The 17,242-nt window shown below is 67.7% G+C and carries 16 protein-coding genes; 10 read left to right on the top strand and 6 right to left on the bottom strand.

Features of this window, described 5'->3' with window-relative positions:
• Nucleotides 1-77: 77 nt before the first annotated feature.
• Entirely contained in the window at nucleotides 78-1,748 is a 1,671-nt protein-coding gene (gene boxC, locus ACSQ89_RS00595) for a 2,3-epoxybenzoyl-CoA dihydrolase (protein ID WP_436292231.1), read from the bottom strand.
• 137 nt (nucleotides 1,749-1,885) lie between these two features.
• A complete protein-coding gene (locus ACSQ89_RS00590; RefSeq protein WP_093104591.1) occupies nucleotides 1,886-2,815 on the bottom strand; it encodes a helix-turn-helix transcriptional regulator in 930 nt (309 codons plus the stop codon).
• A gap of 159 nt (nucleotides 2,816-2,974) precedes the next feature.
• On the opposite strand from ACSQ89_RS00590, the gene ACSQ89_RS00585 reads away from it, so the two are divergent.
• The 9 genes from ACSQ89_RS00585 (at nucleotide 2,975) to ACSQ89_RS00545 (ending at nucleotide 12,011) form a co-directional block, all read left to right on the top strand.
• Complete coding sequence (locus ACSQ89_RS00585) at nucleotides 2,975-3,442, top strand: 4-hydroxylaminobenzoate lyase (RefSeq protein ID WP_093104736.1); 468 nt, start codon at nucleotides 2,975-2,977, stop codon at nucleotides 3,440-3,442.
• 8 nt (nucleotides 3,443-3,450) lie between these two features.
• Nucleotides 3,451-5,010 (top strand): 3,4-dehydroadipyl-CoA semialdehyde dehydrogenase, encoded by a 1,560-nt coding sequence (locus tag ACSQ89_RS00580; RefSeq protein ID WP_436292230.1) that lies wholly within the window; start codon nucleotides 3,451-3,453, stop codon nucleotides 5,008-5,010.
• A gap of 39 nt (nucleotides 5,011-5,049) precedes the next feature.
• Nucleotides 5,050-6,600, top strand: coding sequence for a benzoate-CoA ligase family protein (locus ACSQ89_RS00575; RefSeq protein ID WP_436292229.1), 1,551 nt, complete (start codon nucleotides 5,050-5,052; stop codon nucleotides 6,598-6,600).
• Entirely contained in the window at nucleotides 6,597-7,415 is an 819-nt protein-coding gene (locus tag ACSQ89_RS00570) for an alpha/beta fold hydrolase (RefSeq protein WP_436292228.1), read from the top strand. The genes ACSQ89_RS00575 and ACSQ89_RS00570 overlap by 4 nt, the downstream gene beginning before the upstream one ends.
• Before the next feature lie 135 nt (nucleotides 7,416-7,550).
• Nucleotides 7,551-8,717, top strand: coding sequence for an ABC transporter substrate-binding protein (locus ACSQ89_RS00565; RefSeq protein ID WP_093104598.1), 1,167 nt, complete (start codon nucleotides 7,551-7,553; stop codon nucleotides 8,715-8,717).
• Between the two features lie 20 nt (nucleotides 8,718-8,737).
• A complete protein-coding gene (locus ACSQ89_RS00560) occupies nucleotides 8,738-9,610 on the top strand; it encodes a branched-chain amino acid ABC transporter permease (protein WP_093104600.1) in 873 nt (290 codons plus the stop codon).
• A gap of 1 nt (nucleotide 9,611) precedes the next feature.
• Entirely contained in the window at nucleotides 9,612-10,565 is a 954-nt protein-coding gene (locus ACSQ89_RS00555) for a branched-chain amino acid ABC transporter permease (RefSeq protein ID WP_436292227.1), read from the top strand.
• Entirely contained in the window at nucleotides 10,562-11,308 is a 747-nt protein-coding gene (locus tag ACSQ89_RS00550) for an ABC transporter ATP-binding protein (protein WP_093104603.1), read from the top strand. The genes ACSQ89_RS00555 and ACSQ89_RS00550 overlap by 4 nt, the downstream gene beginning before the upstream one ends.
• A gap of 1 nt (nucleotide 11,309) precedes the next feature.
• Entirely contained in the window at nucleotides 11,310-12,011 is a 702-nt protein-coding gene (locus ACSQ89_RS00545) for an ABC transporter ATP-binding protein (RefSeq protein WP_093104604.1), read from the top strand.
• Between the two features lie 111 nt (nucleotides 12,012-12,122).
• On the opposite strand, the gene ACSQ89_RS00540 is transcribed toward ACSQ89_RS00545, so the two are convergent.
• The 4 genes from ACSQ89_RS00540 to ACSQ89_RS00525 all read right to left on the bottom strand — a co-directional run bounded on the left by ACSQ89_RS00540 (nucleotide 12,123) and on the right by ACSQ89_RS00525 (nucleotide 16,030).
• A complete protein-coding gene (locus tag ACSQ89_RS00540) occupies nucleotides 12,123-13,031 on the bottom strand; it encodes a Fic family protein (protein WP_436296055.1) in 909 nt (302 codons plus the stop codon).
• A 187-nt stretch (nucleotides 13,032-13,218) separates the two neighbouring features.
• The gene (locus ACSQ89_RS00535; RefSeq protein ID WP_093104738.1) at nucleotides 13,219-14,052 is read right to left on the bottom strand and encodes an alpha/beta hydrolase; all 834 of its coding nucleotides are present in this window, start codon (nucleotides 14,050-14,052) and stop codon (nucleotides 13,219-13,221) included.
• Between the two features lie 76 nt (nucleotides 14,053-14,128).
• Nucleotides 14,129-14,689, bottom strand: coding sequence for a hypothetical protein (locus ACSQ89_RS00530; RefSeq protein ID WP_436292223.1), 561 nt, complete (start codon nucleotides 14,687-14,689; stop codon nucleotides 14,129-14,131).
• Nucleotides 14,690-14,710: 21 nt separating this feature from the next.
• On the bottom strand, nucleotides 14,711-16,030 hold the full coding sequence (locus tag ACSQ89_RS00525; RefSeq protein ID WP_436292222.1) for a tetratricopeptide repeat protein: 1,320 nt from the start codon (nucleotides 16,028-16,030) through the stop codon (nucleotides 14,711-14,713).
• A 168-nt stretch (nucleotides 16,031-16,198) separates the two neighbouring features.
• Here ACSQ89_RS00525 and ACSQ89_RS00520 point away from each other — a divergent pair, with 168 nt between their 5' ends.
• Nucleotides 16,199-17,236: a GlxA family transcriptional regulator gene (locus tag ACSQ89_RS00520; RefSeq protein WP_436292221.1), complete on the top strand. Its 1,038-nt coding sequence runs from the start codon at nucleotides 16,199-16,201 to the stop codon at nucleotides 17,234-17,236.
• The last annotated feature ends 6 nt before the right edge of the window (nucleotides 17,237-17,242 follow it).

The following is a 17,242-nucleotide window of genomic DNA, read 5'->3' as shown; positions in this document are numbered from 1 at the left end:
GAAAATCCGTTCGGCCTGAGCTTGTCGAAGGCTCGCGGGGGGCTTCGACAAGCTCAGCCCGAACGGTCGGGGTGGACTCAGACGCGGTTGAGATCGAAGCCGGCTTTTTCGCCGGTGCCGTAAACCTTGAGGGCACCCTTCTCGCCGACGGCGTTCGGGCGGTTGAAGATCCAGTTCTGCCAGGCGGTCAGCCGGCCGAAGATGCGCGTGGCCATGTTCTCCTGGCTGGCGAAGCGCAGGTTGGCTTCGAGGCCGGTGAGCGCGTCGGGCGACATGGCGGCGCGCTCCTCGATGGCGATGCGGATCTCGTCCTCCCAGTCGATGTCGTCGGGCGCGGCGGTGACCAGGCCGAGCTTGAGCGCCTCGTCGGCGTCCAGCGCGCGGCCGACCGCGCCGCGCGCGGCTTCCATCGGCGCGGCCTCTTCGTAGAAGCGGCGCTGCAGGCGGCTCTGGTCGTTGACCATCGGGAAGAAGCCGAAGTTGAACTCGTCCAGCGCGATCTTCGGTGCGCGCTCGGCATCGTCGGGCAGCGCGAGCATGTAGGCGCGGTCGGCCGCGAAGGCGATCTCGGCCAGCGTGCCGGCGAAGCAGGAGCCGGACTCGACGAGCGCGAACAGGCTGCGCGAGGAGACGTCGAGCCGCGCCAGCGTGCGGCGCAGCGCGCCGATGGTTTCGCGCACCAGCCAGTGGTCCTTGTGGGCGAGCATGGTCTTGTCGCTCGCGAGCACGGCTTGCGCATCGCCCTCGGTCTTGAGCAGCCAGGTGCCGATGTCGAGCTCGTTGGTGCGCAGGTTGAGGATCGCGTCGTCGAGCTGGCGCGCCATCGCGAGCGGCCACCAGGCGGCGCCGGCGGCTTCGATCGCGGCGATGTCGGCCGGCTGCGCGCCCTTCGGCGCCTTGACGGTGAAGGTGGCGGTGCGGCGTGCGCGGTCGATCTCGACCGTGACGTGTTCGTAGCGCAGGCTGTCGGCGCCGTCCTCGCGCTCGAGGCGCGTGAGGCTCACGCCCTTGCCATCGGCGGGGCGGTCGCTGCCCTCGCCCAGCTTGGCGGCGCGCTCCTGCACCGCGGCGCCGAACTGCGCCGGCTTGGCGATCGCATCGACCAAGCGCCACTCGACCGCGCGCTGGCCGCGCACGCCTTCGACGCTGGTGCAGAAGATGTCGGCCAGGTCATGGCGCACGTGGCGCTTGTCGGTGACGCGGGTCAGGCCGCCGGTGCCGGGCAGCACGCCGAGCAGCGGCACCTCCGGCAGCGAGACGGAGGAGGAGCGGTCGTCCACCAACAGGATCTCGTCGCAGGCCAGGGCCAGCTCGTAGCCGCCGCCGGCGCAGGCGCCGTTCACGGCCGCGATGAACTTGAGGCCCGAGTGCTTCGACGAATCCTCGATGCCGTTGCGCGTCTCGTTGGTGAACTTGCAGAAGTTCACCTTCCAGGCGTGGCTGGAGACGCCGAGCATGAAGATGTTGGCGCCCGAGCAGAAGATGCGGTCCTTGCCGCTGGTGACGATCACCGAGCGCACCTGCGGATGCTCGAAGCGCACGCGGTTCAGCGCGTCGTTGAGCTCGATGTCCACGCCCAGGTCGTAGCTGTTGAGCTTGAGCTTGTAGCCGGGACGGATGCCGCCGTCTTCGGCGATGTCCAGCGACAGGCGGGCCACCGGGCCCTCCACGCTGAGCTTCCAGTGGCGGTATTGCGTGGGGTCGGTGCGGTAGTCGACGCGGGCGGGATGGGCGGCGGTGTCGGTCATGTCGAGGTCTCCTGGGTGCCGTGGGGGGTCTAGGAACAATAATGCATTTGTCTGGCGACAGTGCATGCATCATGCTGCATGTTCCAGGGCGCGTCAACCCTGCGAGGGATTTTTTACGTTCTTCTTTTTGGCGCCCTTCAGGCGGCCCGGCTCATCGCCTCGCGCACCGTCGTCCTGAGCGCCCGGAAGCTCTGCGCCAGGCCCTGTCCGCTGGTGTCGACGCTGAGGTCGGCCTTGGAATAGAAGGCGGCGCGGCCGGCGAGGATGCGGCGCAGGTCGTCCATGGCTTCCTTGCTGGCGGCCATTGGGCGGGTGTCGCCCTGGGCGGCGACGCGGCCCATGTGCTCCTCGGGCGCGGCCTGCAGCCAGACGGTGGTGCAGTGGGCCAGCAGCTGGTTGAAGGTGGCGGGGTCGGACACGATGCCGCCCGGGGTGGCGATCACCACCTCGCTGTAGATCTGCACCGTCTCCTCGAGCGCGCGGCGCTCGTAGCGGCGGTAGGCGTTGGTGCCGTACAGGTCGTGGATCTCGCGCACGCTGCAGCCGGCCAGCTTTTCGATCTCGCGGCTCAGCTCGATGAAGGGCACCTCGAGATCGTCCGCCAGCATCTGGCCCAGCGTCGACTTGCCCGCGCCGCGCAGGCCCACCAGCGCGATGCGGCGGTTGCGCGCCGGGTCGCCGGCGGCGGTGCCGAGCAGCTCGCCGAGCGCGATGCGGGCGCGCCGCAGGTCGGCCTCGTCGCGGCGCTCCAGCAGCTCGCGGATCAGGAGCCATTCGGGCGAACTGGTCGTGACGTCGCCCACCAGCTCGGCCAGCGAGCATTGCAGCGCGGTCGCCACCTGCTGCAGGACCAGGATCGACGCATTGCCGATGCCGTATTCGAGATTGGCCAGGTGGCGCTCCGAGACCTCCGCCGCCTGCGCCACGGCCTTGCGCGTGAGCCCGCGGCGCGCGCGCAGGTTGCGCACGCGCTCGCCCAGCGCCACCAGCAGGGGGTTCTTCGCTTCTTCGGCCGGCAGGGCCGGGTCCGCGGGTGCGGTCAGCACCGCGTCGGCTCGCTCGTTCATGTCGCTCCTTCGTCTCCCGTTCACCCCTATCCGGGTAAACACCATATATGCACTATATTGCTTGACACCTTTTGTGTCGATGCTTATGGTTCGTGCACAGGCAAGATACTGCACGCGGCCAATTGCCGCAAGTTCCACCCACGCATGAGCACCACCACGATGTCCAAGGAAGCCTTCCACCAGATCGTTGCCGACGTGACAGCGCAGCTCGCCGGCAGAGCGCTCGATGACGAACTCGACCGCTGGCTCAACACCGTCCACGGCGCCGGCAGCCCCGCCTTCGAGCGCCTCAAGCAGGCCTGCATCGACGGCGTGGCGGAAGGCTGGCTGTGCGATCGCGAGGGCGGCGGCATCAAGTACGGCCGGGTCTTCAAGGCCGAGGACGCGCTGCACCGCTTCTCGGTCGACGTGGTCGACATGAAGGACATCGCCGGCCCGCACCACACGCATCCGTACGGCGAGATCGATTTGATCATGCCGCTGGAGGGCGATGCCACCTTCGACGGGCGGCCGGCGGGCTGGTGCGTCTATCCGCCGGGAACGGCTCATCACCCCACCGTCGCCCAAGGGCGCGCGCTGGTCCTCTACCTGCTGCCCGAAGGCCAGATCCAGTTCACCAAGACTTGAGACGCTCCATGACCGAACTTCTTTCCAACTACGTCGCCGGCCGCTGGCAGGCCGGCAGCGGCGCCGGCACGGCGCTTGTCGATCCGGTGCTCGGCACCGAGCTGGCCCGGGTCGATGCGACCGGGCTGGACCTGGCCGCGGCCTTCGGCTTCGCGCGCGAGACCGGCGGCGCTGCCCTGCGCGCCCTCACTTATAAGGAGCGCGCCGCGCTGCTGGGCGCGGTCGTGAAGGTGCTGCAGGCGAACCGCGACGCCTATTACGAGATCGCCACCGCCAACTCGGGCACGGTGAAGAACGACTCGGCCGTCGACATCGACGGTGCGATCTTCACGCTCGGCCAGTACGCCAAGTGGGGCGATGCGCTGGGCGATGTGCGCGCGCTGCGCGACGGCGATGCGGCCAAGCTCGGCAAGGAGCCGGTATTCCAGTCGCTGCACCTGCAAGTGCCGACGCGCGGCGTGGCGCTCTTCATCAATGCCTTCAACTTCCCGTCCTGGGGCCTGTGGGAGAAGGCCGCGCCCGCCCTGCTCTCGGGCGTGCCGGTGATCGTGAAGCCCGCCACCTCCACCGCCTGGCTCACGCAGCGCATGGTGCGCGACGTGGCCGAGGCAGGCGTGCTGCCGGCCGGCGCGCTGTCGGTGATCTGCGGCAGCTCGAACGGTCTGATGGACCAGCTGCAGGGCTTCGACGTGGTGTCCTTCACCGGCTCGGCCGATACCGGCGCCGTGATCCGCTCGCACCCCGCGGTGGCCCAGCGCTCGGTGCGCGTCAACATCGAGGCCGACAGCCTGAATTCCGCCCTGCTCTTGCCCGATGCGGCGCCGGGCAGCGACGCCTTCAATTTGCTGGTGCGCGAGGTGGTGCGCGAGATGACGGTCAAGTCGGGCCAGAAGTGCACCGCGATCCGCCGCATCCTCGTGCCGGCTGCCGTCTACGACGCGGCGGCCGAAGCGATCGGCGCCAAGTTGGCCGGCATCACGGTTGGCAATCCGCGCAACGAGAGCGTGCGCATGGGCTCGCTGGTGAGCCGTGCGCAATTGAATGCGGTGCGCGAAGGGCTGGAAGAACTCAAGGCGCAGGCGAGCGTGCTGCATGACGGCAGCAAGGCCCCGCTGGTCGATGCCGACCCCGCCGTCGCCGCCTGCATCGGCCCGGTGTTGCTGGGCGCGCGCGATGCCGATGCTGCACAGCGCGTGCACGACGTCGAGGTGTTCGGACCGGTCGCCACCCTGCTGCCCTATCGCGACGTCGAGCATGCGATCGCGCTCGCACACCGCGGCCAGGGCTCGCTCGTGACTTCGCTCTACGGTGCCGACGAGGCGGCGCTCGGCCAAGCAGCGTTGCAGCTCGCCGCGAGCCACGGCCGCGTGCACGTGATCACGCCGGACGTGGCGCAGGCCCACACGGGCCATGGCAACGTGATGCCCCAGTCGCTGCACGGCGGCCCCGGCCGCGCGGGCGGCGGCGCCGAACTGGGCGGCCTGCGGGCACTGGACTTCTATCACCGCAAGAGCGCGGTGCAGGCCAGTCCGGCGGTGCTCGCGCATCTCGGCCTCTCGGCCGGCTGAAGACCGTCCGAAGAGAAAAATGCGACCCGAGGAGACACGATGAGCCTGCCAGCATCCTTCAATTTCGCCGAACACCTGTTCGCCCTCAACCGCGGCCGCGCGCAGAAGATCGCCTATGTCGACGACCGCGGCACCCTCACCTACGGCCAGCTCGAAGACCGCGCGCGGCGGCTCGCCGCGGCGCTGCGCGCATCAGGCGTGAAGCGCGAAGAGCGCGTGCTGCTGCTGATGCTCGACAGCAGCGACTGGCCGGTGAGCTTTCTCGGCTGCCTCTATGCCGGCATCGTGCCGGTGGCAGTCAACACGCTGCTGACGACCGACGACTACGCCTACATGCTCGAACACAGCGGCGCCAAGGCGGCGCTGGTGTCGGGCGCGCTGCTGCCGGTGCTGCAGGACGCGCGGGTCAAAGGGTCGAACGAGCTCAAGACCTTGATCGTCTCGCAACCCACCGGCGCCCTGCCCGACGGCGCGCAGGATTTCGAGGCGGTGATCGCCGCGCACCAGCCGCTGGCCGAACCCGCCGCCACCACGCCGCAGGATCACGCCTTCTGGCTCTACTCCTCCGGCTCCACCGGCAAGCCCAAGGGCACGGTGCACACGCACGGCAACCCGTGGTGGACGGCCGAGCTCTACGGCAAGCCGGTGCTGGGGCTGACCGAGAACGACGTCTGCTTCTCGGCCGCCAAGCTCTACTTCGCCTACGGCCTGGGCAATGCGCTGACCTTCCCGCTTTCGGTCGGCGCGACGGTGCTGCTGATGGCCGAGCGGCCGACGCCCGACGCGGTCTTCAAGCGCTGGACCGGCACGCACAAACCCACGGTGTTCTTCGGCGCCCCGACCGGCTTCGCCGGCATGCTCGCCTCGCCCGCGCTGCCACCGCGCGAGGCGGTGTCGCTGCGCATGTGCTCCTCGGCCGGCGAAGCCTTGCCGGGTGAACTCGCGCAGCGCTTCAAGCAGCACTTCGGCTGCGAGATCATCGACGGCATCGGTTCCACCGAGATGCTGCACATCTTCATCTCCAACCGGCCCGGCGACATCCGCTACGGCACCACCGGCCGGCCAGTCGAGGGCTATGCGATCGAGCTGCGCGGCGAGGACGGCAAGCCCGTGCCCGTGGGCGAAGTCGGCGACCTCTATATCAAGGGGCCGAGCACGGCGGTGATGTACTGGGGCAACCCCGAGAAGAGCGCCGACACCTTTCGCGAGGGCTGGACCAAGAGTGGCGACAAGTACTCGCGCGACGCCGACGGCTACTACACCTACGCCGGCCGCAGCGACGACATGCTCAAGGTGAGCGGCATCTACGTCTCGCCCTTCGAGGTCGAGGCCACGCTGATGCAGCACCCGGCGGTGCTCGAGGCCGCGGTGATCGGCAAGGAAGACGCCGACGGGCTGACCAAGACCAAGGCCTACGTCGTGCTCAAGTCCGGCCAGTCGGTGACGGACGAGGAACTCAAGGCCTTCGTCAAGGAGCGCCTCGCCCCCTACAAGTACCCGCGCTTCATCGAGTTCGTCGACGAGCTGCCGAAGACGGCCACAGGAAAAATCCAGCGCTTCCGTTTGCGCGAGCGGGAGCGCGAAGCGTGAGCACGGAATCCGAATTCACCGCCATCCACTGGCGGGGAAAAGACGTGCGCATCGAATATGTGCGCATCGCACCCGAACGGACGGATGCGCCGCTGGTTGTGTTCCTGCATGAAGGTCTTGGCTCGGTCGCGATGTGGAAGGACTTCCCCGAGAAGCTCTGCGAGCGCGGCGGCTTTCGCGGCCTGGTGTTCTCGCGCCCCGGCTACGGCCGCTCGACGCCGCGCGAGCCCGACGAGTTCTGGGACGTCGACTACATGCACCGCCAGGCGCACGAGGTGCTGCCGGCCTTCTTCGAGGCCATTGGCCTCAAGGAGAAGCCCTGGCTCTTCGGCCACAGCGACGGCGGCTCGATCTCGCTGCTCTACGCGTCGCGTTTTCCGGAGCGCGTGGCCGGGCTGGTGCTGCTCGCGCCGCACATCTTCGTGGAAGACCTGACGGTGGCGAGCATCGACCAGGCGCGCCAGGCCTGGCTCGCGACCGACCTTCCGAAGAAGCTGGCCCGCTACCACGATGACGCCGAAGCCACCTTCTGGGGCTGGAACCGCATCTGGCTGCACCCGCCCTTCAAGCAATGGAACATTGAGGCCGGGCTCGACGCCATCCGTTGCCCGGTTCTTGCTATCCAGGGGATCGACGACGAGTACGGCACACTCCGCCAGGTTCGCGGCATCACCGAGCGGGTGCCCGGAACCCGGCTGCTCGAGCTGCGCGACTGCGGGCATTCCCCGCATCGGGACCAGCCGGAACAGGTCATAGTGGCGGCCGTTTCGTTTGTCGAAGCAGCGGATCGGCGGGCAGGGAAAACTCGTGTTTGAGAGATGAATGATTTACCCTTAAAGTATCTGCGTCCCACGGTTCACCATGGAGAAGCCCGTCCCGACCCGCCCCTGCCGATCTGTCGCCAGGCCGTTCCCGTCCTTTTCACTCATCATCAACGCCAGGAGATACCCATGACCACTCGCATCGCACGCACCACGCTAACCGCTCTTGCGCTGGCCTGCATCGCGACCGTCGGCCACGCCCAGCAGGGCAAGCTCAAGGTCGGCCTGATGCTGCCCTTCAGCGGCACCTATGCGGCGCTCGGCGTGGCCATCGAGAACGGCTTCAAGCTGCGCGTCGAGGAACAGGGCGGCAAGCTCGGCGGCCGCGAGATCGAATACATCAAGGTCGACGACGAATCGGACCCGGCCAAGGCCACCGACAACGTCAACAAGCTGATCAAGCGCGACAACGTCGACGTGATCGTCGGCACCGTGCACTCCGGCGTCGCGATGGCGATGGCCAAGGCCGCCAAGGAAAGCGGCACCGTGCTGATCGTGCCCAATGCCGGGGCCGACGCGGTGACCGGCCCGATGTGCGCGCAGAACATCTTCCGCAGCTCGTTCTCGAACTGGCAGCCGGCCTACGCGATGGGCGAGGTCGCGGCCAAGCAGGGCAAGAAGACCGCGATGACGCTCACCTGGAAGTACGCGGCCGGCGACGAGTCGGTCAACGGCTTCAAGGAAGGCTTCGAGAAGGGCGGCGGCAAGGTTGTGAAGCAGCTCACCGTGCCCTTCCCGAACGTGGAGTTCCAGGCGCTCCTGACCGAGATCGCGGCGGCCAAGCCCGATGCGGTGTATTCCTTCTTCGCGGGCGGCGGCGCGGTCAAGTTCGTTAAGGACTACGCGGCGGCCGGCCTCAACAAGAACATCCCACTCTACGGCCCCGGCTTCCTGACCGACGGCACGCTGGACGCGCAGGGCGAATCGGCCCAGGGCATGCTGACCACGCTGCACTATGCCGACGGCCTCAACACGCCGCGCGACATCAGCTTCCGCACCGCCTACGCCAAGATGTTCAAGCTGCAGCCCGACGTGTACGCGGTGCAGGGCTACGACGCGGCGCAGATGCTCGCGATCGGCCTGGCGGCGACCAAGGGCGACATCAGCAAGAAGGCCGAGTTCGCAGGCGCCATCGAGAAGGCCAAGATCGACAGCCCGCGCGGCGCTTTCACGATCGGCAAGTCGCACAACCCGGTGCAGGACATCTACCTGCGCAAGGTGGAGGGCAAGGAAAACAAGATGGTCAACGTGGCCATCAAGGGCCTCGCCGACCCGGCCCGCGGCTGCAAACTCTGAGCGGAAAGTGACGACCTGTCGTGGACCTCGGTACCTTTCTAGTCCAATGCCTGAATTCGGTGCAGTACGGGCTTCTGTTGTTTTTGGTGGCCTCCGGACTGACGCTGATCTTCGGCATCATGGGCGTGATCAACCTGGCCCACGGCAGCTTCTACATGATCGGCGCCTACATGGCGTTCGCGCTCTCGCCGCTCTTCGGTGACCAGTTCATCGTGATGCTGCTGGCGGGCGTGGTGCTCAGCGCGCTCTTCGGCTATGCGCTGGAGTGGGCCTTCTTCAGCTACCTCTACCAGCGCGACCATCTGCAGCAGGTGCTGATGACTTACGGCCTGATCCTCGTGTTCGAGGAGCTGCGTTCACTGCTCGTCGGCAACGACGTGCACGGCGTCAGGGTGCCGCCCTGGCTGGACGGCAGCTTCGCGCTCGGCGATCTCATGAGCTACCCGTGGTATCGGCTCTTCGCTTCGGCGGCCTGCGTGGTGCTCGCAGTCGGGCTCTACTACGTGGTCAACCGCACGCGCCTGGGCATGATGATCCGCGCCGGCGCCAGCAACCGCGACATGGTGCGCGGCCTGGGCATCGACATCCGCCGGCTCTACCGCATCGTGTTCGCGGCCGGCGTGGCGCTGGCCGCGCTGGCCGGCATGATCGCGGCGCCGATGTCCTCGGTCTATCCGAACATGGGCGCGAGCGTGCTGATCATCTGCTTCGTGGTGGTGGTGATCGGCGGCATCGGCTCGATCACGGGTGCGCTGATCGCTTCGCTCCTGGTCGGCTTCGTCGACACCTTCGGCAAGGTGTTCTTCGCCGAGCTGAGCGGCATGGGGGTGTATGTGCTGATGGCCATCGTGCTGATCTGGCGTCCTGAAGGCTTGATGGGGCGCAAGACCTGACATGAAGCGCTTTTCGTACTTTCTTCCGCTGCTGTGCGCCATCGCGCTCGCAGTCCTCGGCCCGATGCTGAGCCCCTATCTCAGCGACCTCGTGGTCAAGGTGATGATCCTCTCGATCTTCGCGTTGAGCCTCGAGCTGCTGGTCGGCATGACCGGCCTGGTGAGCCTCGGCCATGCGGCTTTCTACGGTATCGGCGCCTATGCCACGGTGCTGGGCTCCGGCAAGGATGGCGGCTCCATCGCCGTGCTGCTGCCGCTGGCCATGGGCTGCGCCGCCGGCTACGCGCTGGTGACGGGCGCGCTCAGCCTGCGCACGCGCGGCGTCTACTTCATCATGGTCACGCTGGCCTTCGCGCAGATGGCCTTCTTCGTGTTCCACGACACCGCGCTCGGCGGCGGCAGCGACGGCATCTACATGTACGTGCGGCCGGCCATTGGCGCGCTCGACATGGAGAACCGCAGCGTGCAGTTCTACTTCGTGCTCGCGGCACTGGTCTTCACCTACGGCTTCCTGGCGCTGATCCGCCGCTCGCGCTTCGGCGCGGCGCTGGCCGGCATCCGCGTCAACGAGCAGCGCATGCGCGCGGCCGGTTTTCCGGTCTACGGCTACAAGCTCGCGGCCTTCGTGATCGCGGGTGCGCTGGCCGGGCTGGCGGGCTTCCTCGTCGCCTCGCGCGACGGCGTGGTGAATCCCGAGCTCCTGGCCTGGCACAACTCAGGCGAGGTGCTGCTGATGATCATCCTTGGCGGCCTCGGCCATTTGCGCGGCGCGGTGATCGGCGCCGTGGCCTTCACGCTGCTGAAGGAACTGCTCTCCACCCATGCGCTGGTGGGGCCGCTCGCGGACCATTGGCAGCTCACGCTGGGTCTGGCCATCATCGCCTTCGTCGCACTGCTGCCCAAGGGCATCATCGGCATCGCATCGCGGCTCTCGCCGAAGGGGGCGGCCGCATGAGTACCCTGCTTTCGGTCGAAACGCTGACGCGCCGCTTCGGCGGCCTGGTCGCCGTCAATGCGGTGAGCCTGGACCTGCGGCGCGGCGAAGTCCATGCGGTGATCGGCACCAACGGCGCCGGCAAGTCCACCTTGATCAACATGCTCTCGGGCGAGATCGACGCCTCCGACGGCCGCATCACGCTCGACGGCACCGACGTCACCAAGCGCGCGCAGTTCCGCCGCGCACTCGCCGGCGTCGGCCGCAGCTACCAGCGCACCACGATCTTTCCGGAGTTCACGGTGCTCGAGAACTGCCGCCTCGCCGCGCAGGCCGCGACGCCGCGGCCGTGGGCGATCTGGCAGGCCTCGACGCAGTGCGCGACGAGCAATGCCGCGGCGCGCGAAGCGCTGGAGGCCGCGGGGCTCACTGCGGTGGCCGAGCGCGTCGCCGGCACGCTGAGCCATGGCGCCAAGCGCCAGCTCGAAGTCGCGATGTGCCTGGCCACCAACCCGCGCGTGCTGCTGCTCGACGAGCCGCTGGCCGGCATGGGCGCCGAGGAGACCGAGCGCATGCTGGGCCTGCTCGCCAGCCTCAAGGCCTCGCACGCGATCCTGCTGGTGGAGCACGACATGGACGCGGTGTTCCGCATCGCCGACCGCATCACGGTGATGGTCAACGGCACCGTCATCGCGACCGGCGACCCGGCTTCTATCCGTCAGAACCCCGAAGTGCGCACTGCTTACCTGGGCGAGGACCACTGAGATGCTGCAGATCGAAGGCCTCAACACCTACTACGGCGACAGCCACATCCTGCGCGGCATCGACGTCGCGATGCCGGCGGCCACCTCGGTCGGCCTGCTGGGTCGCAACGGCATGGGCAAGACCACGCTGATCCGCTCGCTGATGGGCTACGTGCGTCCGGCCTCGGGCCGCGTGAAGCTCGACGGCGACGACGTCACCGGCTGGGCGCCCGAGAAGATGGCGCGCCGCGGCATCGGCTACGTGCCCGAAGGCCGCGGCATCTTCCCCAACCTCTCGGTGCGCGAGAACCTCGTGATGAGCGCACGCTCCGGCATCGACGGAAAGCGCGCCTGGACTTTCGATCGCGTGATGGCCACCTTCCCGCGCCTCACGGAGCGGCTCTCGCACGGCGGGCAGCAGTTGTCGGGCGGCGAGCAGCAAATGCTCTCGATCGGCCGCGCGCTGATGACCAACCCGCGCTTGCTGATCCTCGACGAGGCGACCGAAGGCCTGGCGCCGCTGATCGTGGCCGAGATCTGGCGCGTGATCGCGGACATCCGCACCACCGGCATCGCGACGCTGATCGTCGACCGCGACTGGCGCAAGGTGCTGGCACACACGGATCAGGCGGTGGTGATGGAGAAGGGCAAGATCGTGCGGCACGGGCCTTCGGCGGAGTTGCTGGCGGCGCCGGAGGTGTTGGAGGAGTTGCTGGGGGTGTGAAACGGGCGGGACACACCGAGATCCTCTGCGCAGATCCCAACGATCATGCGCTCGTCGTGAGCCCGAGATGGGAGAAGTTGCTCGGTGGGCGATTGCCGACCATAGGTATCCCTACTTCAACTCGTACCACACACCACGGCCAGCACCATGCTGGGCCAAGCGGGCTTGTTCGACCAGGGCTCTGAAATGCTGCTTGAGCGTATTGCGATTGCCGCCGGTCAGCCGAATCGCATCCCCCATCGTGATGCGCCCATGCTCCCGCGCAAATTCGACGATCTGCAGTGATAGCTCGGGCAGCGCGGCCAGCACCAGCTTCTCGCGCTCCACCTTGCGAGCAAGACGACGAACCTGCTCAGCCAGCGCGCGCAGGAAGAAGACGAGCCAGGGCTGCCAGTTCGGGGACTCGGTGCGAATCGTTCCCTGCGTCTGGCGCAGCGCAAGATCGTAGGCTTCCGTGCTCAGTTCGATCACGCTCTCGAGTGAGCTGTACGGGACATAGGCGTAGCCGGCTTGCAGCAGCAACAAGGTGGTCAGCACCCGACTCAAGCGGCCGTTGCCGTCCTGAAATGGGTGGATTTCCAGGAAGACCACGACCCAGATACCGACGAGCAACAGTGGATGGAGACACGCGGCGTCGCGTTCGCCGTTGAACCAGACCACCAGTTCGGCCATCAGGCGTGGCGTGTCGAACGGCGTCGCGGTTTCGAAGATCACGCCCAGCTGCTTGCCGTTTTCGTCAAACGCGACGACGCTGTTCGTGGAGGTCTTGTACTTGCCCCGGTGCCACGCGTCCTTTTCGCTGTATGTGAGCAAGTCGCGATGCAACTGCTTGATGTGGTTCTCGGTCAGGGTGATGTCCTGCCAGGACGAGAACACCAGCTCCATGACCTCGGCGTAACCGGCCACCTCTTGCTCGTCGCGCGTCGTGAAGGTCTTGATCTGCAGGTTGGACAGCAGACGCTCGACCTCCCGGTCCGACAGCTTGCTGCCTTCGATGCGGGTGGATGAGCCGAACAGCACAAGAAGAGCTGGTCCGGTTTTCTGGACACGGACGACTCATGGCTGGAGGGCTACGTGGAGGATCGTCAGGGCGCGTTGATGCGCTACTTCGCGCGCGGCCGCCGGGCGTAGTCCCGGGCAGGCCGATTTCCATCTGCGCGCCGGCGTCTGAGAGCAGGCCGGCGGAGGCCCGGGCTCGTGTAGCGGCTCATGCGGCCTTCGGCTCAGGGAGGACCGCTGTCAATGCGAAGTCGACGAGATGGAGCCAGGTCGCTTCGAGGCCCATGATGCTGCGGTGGTCGGAGCCGGTGATGGTCTGCACGCTGATGGGTGTTGGCCAGGCGGCGATGAGCTTCTGTGAACGCTCCGGCAGCACGACATCGTCCCACTCGGCCAGCAGGACCTGGGTTTTCGCTGCGACCTCCTTGCAGTGCGTCAGGGAGTTGAACTGGTGCCGCAGCAACAGGGAAAGTGGAACGAGCGGGAAGCGCTTCTTCGCCACCTGCAGCATCGAGTCGTATGGCGTGACCAGCTGCAGGCTGGAGAAGTCTTGTCGCGCCACAAGCTGAATGGCCACGCCCGTCCCCAGACTTCGACCGACGACGTGCAGGCGCGCGTGCGGGAAGGCCCGGCGCAAGTGATTGGCGAACTCTCTCGCGTCCTCGACGGAGGCGACCTCGGAGGGGTGCCCCTGCGAGTCGGCCACCCCCCGATAGTTGACCGCGGCGAATCCGAAGCCTTCCGGAAGCCAGTGCAGCGCCTTTGCAGTGGCGCGGACATCCTCGCCTCGGCCCGCGAAATAGATGAACAGGTCCTGCAGCGCCTCCTCGCCCTGGGGGTGATAGACATAGCCGCGGACCATCCCGCCCGGCACGGTATGAGAGTAAGTGGAAAAGTCGTCGGACAAGTGAACGACGGGGTGCTTGCGAGCGTCGAAAAGGATGTGTCCCTGGCGTGTCGCAAGGAGGGCCCAGTAGGCTGCGATGCCTCCAAGAGCAGCTGCCGAAGCCGATAGTGCAACGCGAAAGACTTTGGATGACAAGGTTTGCTCCGGGGGAAGGGCCAGGGTGTGTACCCCCGTAGTTTCACCTCGTTCCTTTGGACGCACCTGCCTGGGCTCAAAACCCGGGCGGCACCAAACGCTCCGGGTCGGCCAGGATCAAGGCCGCGCGGTACGCCGATCGCCCCGCTTCCTTGGTGAGCTCGCTCAGGTCGTTCCAATCCTGCAGGCGTTCGCTCGGAGACGGAGTCGCTGAACGGTTCAGAAGCAATTGCGTCACGCCCAGCAAGGCACTCGCGGACAGCAGGCAGAACTGCGCGGCCGATCGTTCGGGCTCTGCGGCGTATGCGTTTTTCTCAAGTCGGGCCTTGTGCGCCTGCTCGTCGATCGAAAGTGGAACGAGGTCCGTGTGTCGGAAGTGGGGGACGGCGCCTGTCGAAGCCTCGACTTCGGTAAGCAGCTGTTCGATCGCTGCCAGCGCGCGCTGAATGGACGGATTCTCGACAGGTTTCGGGCTCATGTTTTCGGGTGTGGCACACCGTTGCCAACGACTATCGCCTGCAACTTGGGAGAAATCGTGTGCGTGCCCCGTGACCTGTCCGCGCAGCGCGAAGATGCGGACCGGGTCATCACCGTCGACGACTTCCCTGAAGGTCTTGATGCGCTGCAGGCGGTCCATGGCAGTCGATGTGCAGCCTGTTCAGGCGTACACGGGATCTTCGGTCCGCGCGGATCGGGCCGTCGCCGCCTTGCGCGCCGCCCGCTCGTCGGCCATGGCGCGCACGAGCGCGCGGTCGCCGGCGCGGGACGCGGCCTCGATGACCGTGAGATGCAGCAGATCGCGCTGGGCATGGCTGCCGCCGAGCGGACTGCTGGCCGCGAGCACGGGCAGCAGCAGTTCGACACAGCGCGCATACCGGCCGGCCGCGAAGGCTTGCAGGCCGCGGGCGGCAGGCAGTGCCACCGTAGCGGCAGCCTGTGCGCCGGGGCGCCACGCCGCATCGGCAATCGCGGCGATGCCCGCGTTCGACGCGCCTTCGTCGCCGGCCGCGGCCAGCGCCATCACGGCATGCACGTCGTTGAAGGCGTGGGAGCCCCACGCGGCCTGCAGGCGCCAGCGTGCAGCGAGCGCCTGCCAGTGCTGCGACACGTCGACGCCGCGCAGGCCGAAGCGCCACAGCAGCGCGCTGGCATCGTCGAGGTTCAGGGCGATGGCTTCGGGCGCGGGGGCGACCGTGGCGTCGTAGAGCGCGAGCGCCGCGTCCATGTCGCCGTGCGGCATGTGCATCAGCGCGAGATGCCAGTGGTTGTGGACGGCCATGCCGGAGTCGGTCGCCCAATGGCGCTGCGTGGCCTTCAGCCAGTGGATGCCGTCGGCCGTGCGCCCCTGCATCTCGCAGACGTGCGCCACCGCGTGCACGGCCCAGCTGTCGTGCGGCTGCAGTTCCCAGGCGCGGCGGCCGACCGACTCGGCGCGCGCGTACTCGTTGCACTCCTCGAGGCCGAAGGCGTGCATGCCGAGCAGGTAGCCGTAGCCCTTGTCCTCGGCGCTCCACTGCGTCAGCGAGCGCGCGACGCGGTCGCGCAGCATGAAGGAGTGGCCGAGGAAAAGATCGCCCAGGTGCGCGAGCTGCAGCGCGAACAGGTCGCGCGGATGGTCGATCAGGTGGCGGCCGAGCAGCTGGTTGGCGCGCAGCACATCGCCACCGTTCCAGGCGCCGAGCGCGGCCAGCAGCGACTGCTCGCGTTCATTGGCCTTCTGCGGGCTGGCGGCCGCAGCGTCGACGCAGGCCTTCGCCATGCCGTGCAGCTGCCCGTCGAAGCTGCCGAGCAGCATGCCGGCCATCAGCAGCTGGCCCGAGACGAAGCCCGGATCGCGTTCGAGCACCGGGGCCAGCACGGCCACCGGATCCGTCCGGAAGCTGTGGAACAGATCGAGCGCGTGCTCGTAGGCGGCGAGCGATGCGCGATCGGTGGTGGAGAGCGCTTGACCGTGGGCATCGCGGAGGGTGGCAGTCATGAGGTCCTGGTGAATGGTTGAGCGGATTGCGCATCGAGCGTAAATTCGCCCCTCCTTCCCGCACGAAGCCATTCCGGCAACAAGACTGACGAATAAGCCATGAGCGCAGCGCCGGGCCGCCCCAAGCAAGCTCGCACCGCAGTGCGAAGCACGGAGGTATTTCGATCAATGAGCGCAGCCCGGCTCCCGCAGATCGCCATCGTCGCCACGCCGCTCAGTTCCGCGTCGGTGGTCTACGGCATGTACGAGATGTTCAAGTGCGCGGGCCGCGACTGGTCGTGGGTGCTGAACGGGTGCTACGGCGAGTCGGTGCTCGACCCGGTCATCGTCGCCTCGCGCGCCGGCGAGGTGACCGGCTGCAACGGCTTGCCGATACGCATCGACATGCCGATGTCGGAGTGCCCCGCGCCGGACGTGGTCTGCGTGCCGGAATCGCTGCTCGCGCCCGACCACAGGCAGGTCGGCATGTTCGAGGTCGAGGCCGCCTGGCTGCGCCGCTGCCATGCCAACGGATCGCTGATGACGGCGGCCTGCTCCGGCGCCACGCTGCTGGCCGAGGCCGGCCTGCTCGACGGCCACGAGGCCACCACGCACTGGGCCTATGGCGAGACGATGCAGCGCCGCCATCCGTCGGTGCGGGTGCAGGCCCAGCGCGCACTGGTGGCCACCGGCGAGGGCCACCGGCTGGTGATGGCCGGCGGCGGCAGCTCGTGGATGGACCTGGCGCTCTACATCATCGCGCGCTGCGTCAGCGTCGAGGCCGCCATGCAGGTGGCGCGGCTGATCCTGATCGTCTGGCACCACGTCGGCCAGCAGCCCTTCGCGCGCGTGGCGCGCTCGACGCAGGTCGAAGACGCGTTGATCGGCCGCTGCCAGGCCTGGATCGCCGACCACTACGCCGACCCGGCGCCGGTGGCCGCGATGGTCCAGCAGAGCGGCCTGCCGCAGCGTTCCTTCCAGCGCCGCTTCAAGCTGGCCACCGGCATGGCGCCGCTCGAGTACGTGCACACGATGCGCATCGAAGAAGCCAAGCACCTGCTCGAGACCAGCGAGCTGCCCGTCGCGGCCGTGGCGGAGGAAGTCGGCTACGACGACGCCGCCTTCTTCGGCCGCCTGTTCCGGCGCCAAGTGAACCTGACGCCGCCGCAGTACCGCCGGCGCTTCGGCGGTTTGCGCGCGGTCCTGTCGGTGCACGGCAACGCCTGAGCGCAG

It is taken from the genome of Variovorax sp. LjRoot175, assembly GCF_964253805.1.
Classification (GTDB): domain Bacteria; phylum Pseudomonadota; class Gammaproteobacteria; order Burkholderiales; family Burkholderiaceae_C; genus Variovorax.
The sequence above is the reverse complement of the archived record's forward strand: the minus strand, read 5'-3'. Positions and strand labels throughout refer to the sequence as shown.

Bases quoted from the DNA above. Each gene is read 5' to 3' on its own strand.
- boxC (WP_436292231.1), bottom strand. From the start codon at position 1,748: ATGACCGACACCGCCGCCCATCCCGCCCGCGTCGACTACCGCACCGAC.
- ACSQ89_RS00590 (WP_093104591.1), bottom strand. From the start codon at position 2,815: ATGAACGAGCGAGCCGACGCGGTGCTGACCGCACCCGCGGACCCGGCC.
- ACSQ89_RS00585 (WP_093104736.1), top strand. From the start codon at position 2,975: ATGTCCAAGGAAGCCTTCCACCAGATCGTTGCCGACGTGACAGCGCAG.
- ACSQ89_RS00580 (WP_436292230.1), top strand. From the start codon at position 3,451: ATGACCGAACTTCTTTCCAACTACGTCGCCGGCCGCTGGCAGGCCGGC.
- ACSQ89_RS00575 (WP_436292229.1), top strand. From the start codon at position 5,050: ATGAGCCTGCCAGCATCCTTCAATTTCGCCGAACACCTGTTCGCCCTC.
- ACSQ89_RS00565 (WP_093104598.1), top strand. From the start codon at position 7,551: ATGACCACTCGCATCGCACGCACCACGCTAACCGCTCTTGCGCTGGCC.
- ACSQ89_RS00555 (WP_436292227.1), top strand. From the start codon at position 9,612: ATGAAGCGCTTTTCGTACTTTCTTCCGCTGCTGTGCGCCATCGCGCTC.
- ACSQ89_RS00550 (WP_093104603.1), top strand. From the start codon at position 10,562: ATGAGTACCCTGCTTTCGGTCGAAACGCTGACGCGCCGCTTCGGCGGC.
- ACSQ89_RS00545 (WP_093104604.1), top strand. From the start codon at position 11,310: ATGCTGCAGATCGAAGGCCTCAACACCTACTACGGCGACAGCCACATC.
- ACSQ89_RS00530 (WP_436292223.1), bottom strand. From the start codon at position 14,689: ATGGACCGCCTGCAGCGCATCAAGACCTTCAGGGAAGTCGTCGACGGT.
- ACSQ89_RS00525 (WP_436292222.1), bottom strand. From the start codon at position 16,030: ATGACTGCCACCCTCCGCGATGCCCACGGTCAAGCGCTCTCCACCACC.
- ACSQ89_RS00520 (WP_436292221.1), top strand. From the start codon at position 16,199: ATGAGCGCAGCCCGGCTCCCGCAGATCGCCATCGTCGCCACGCCGCTC.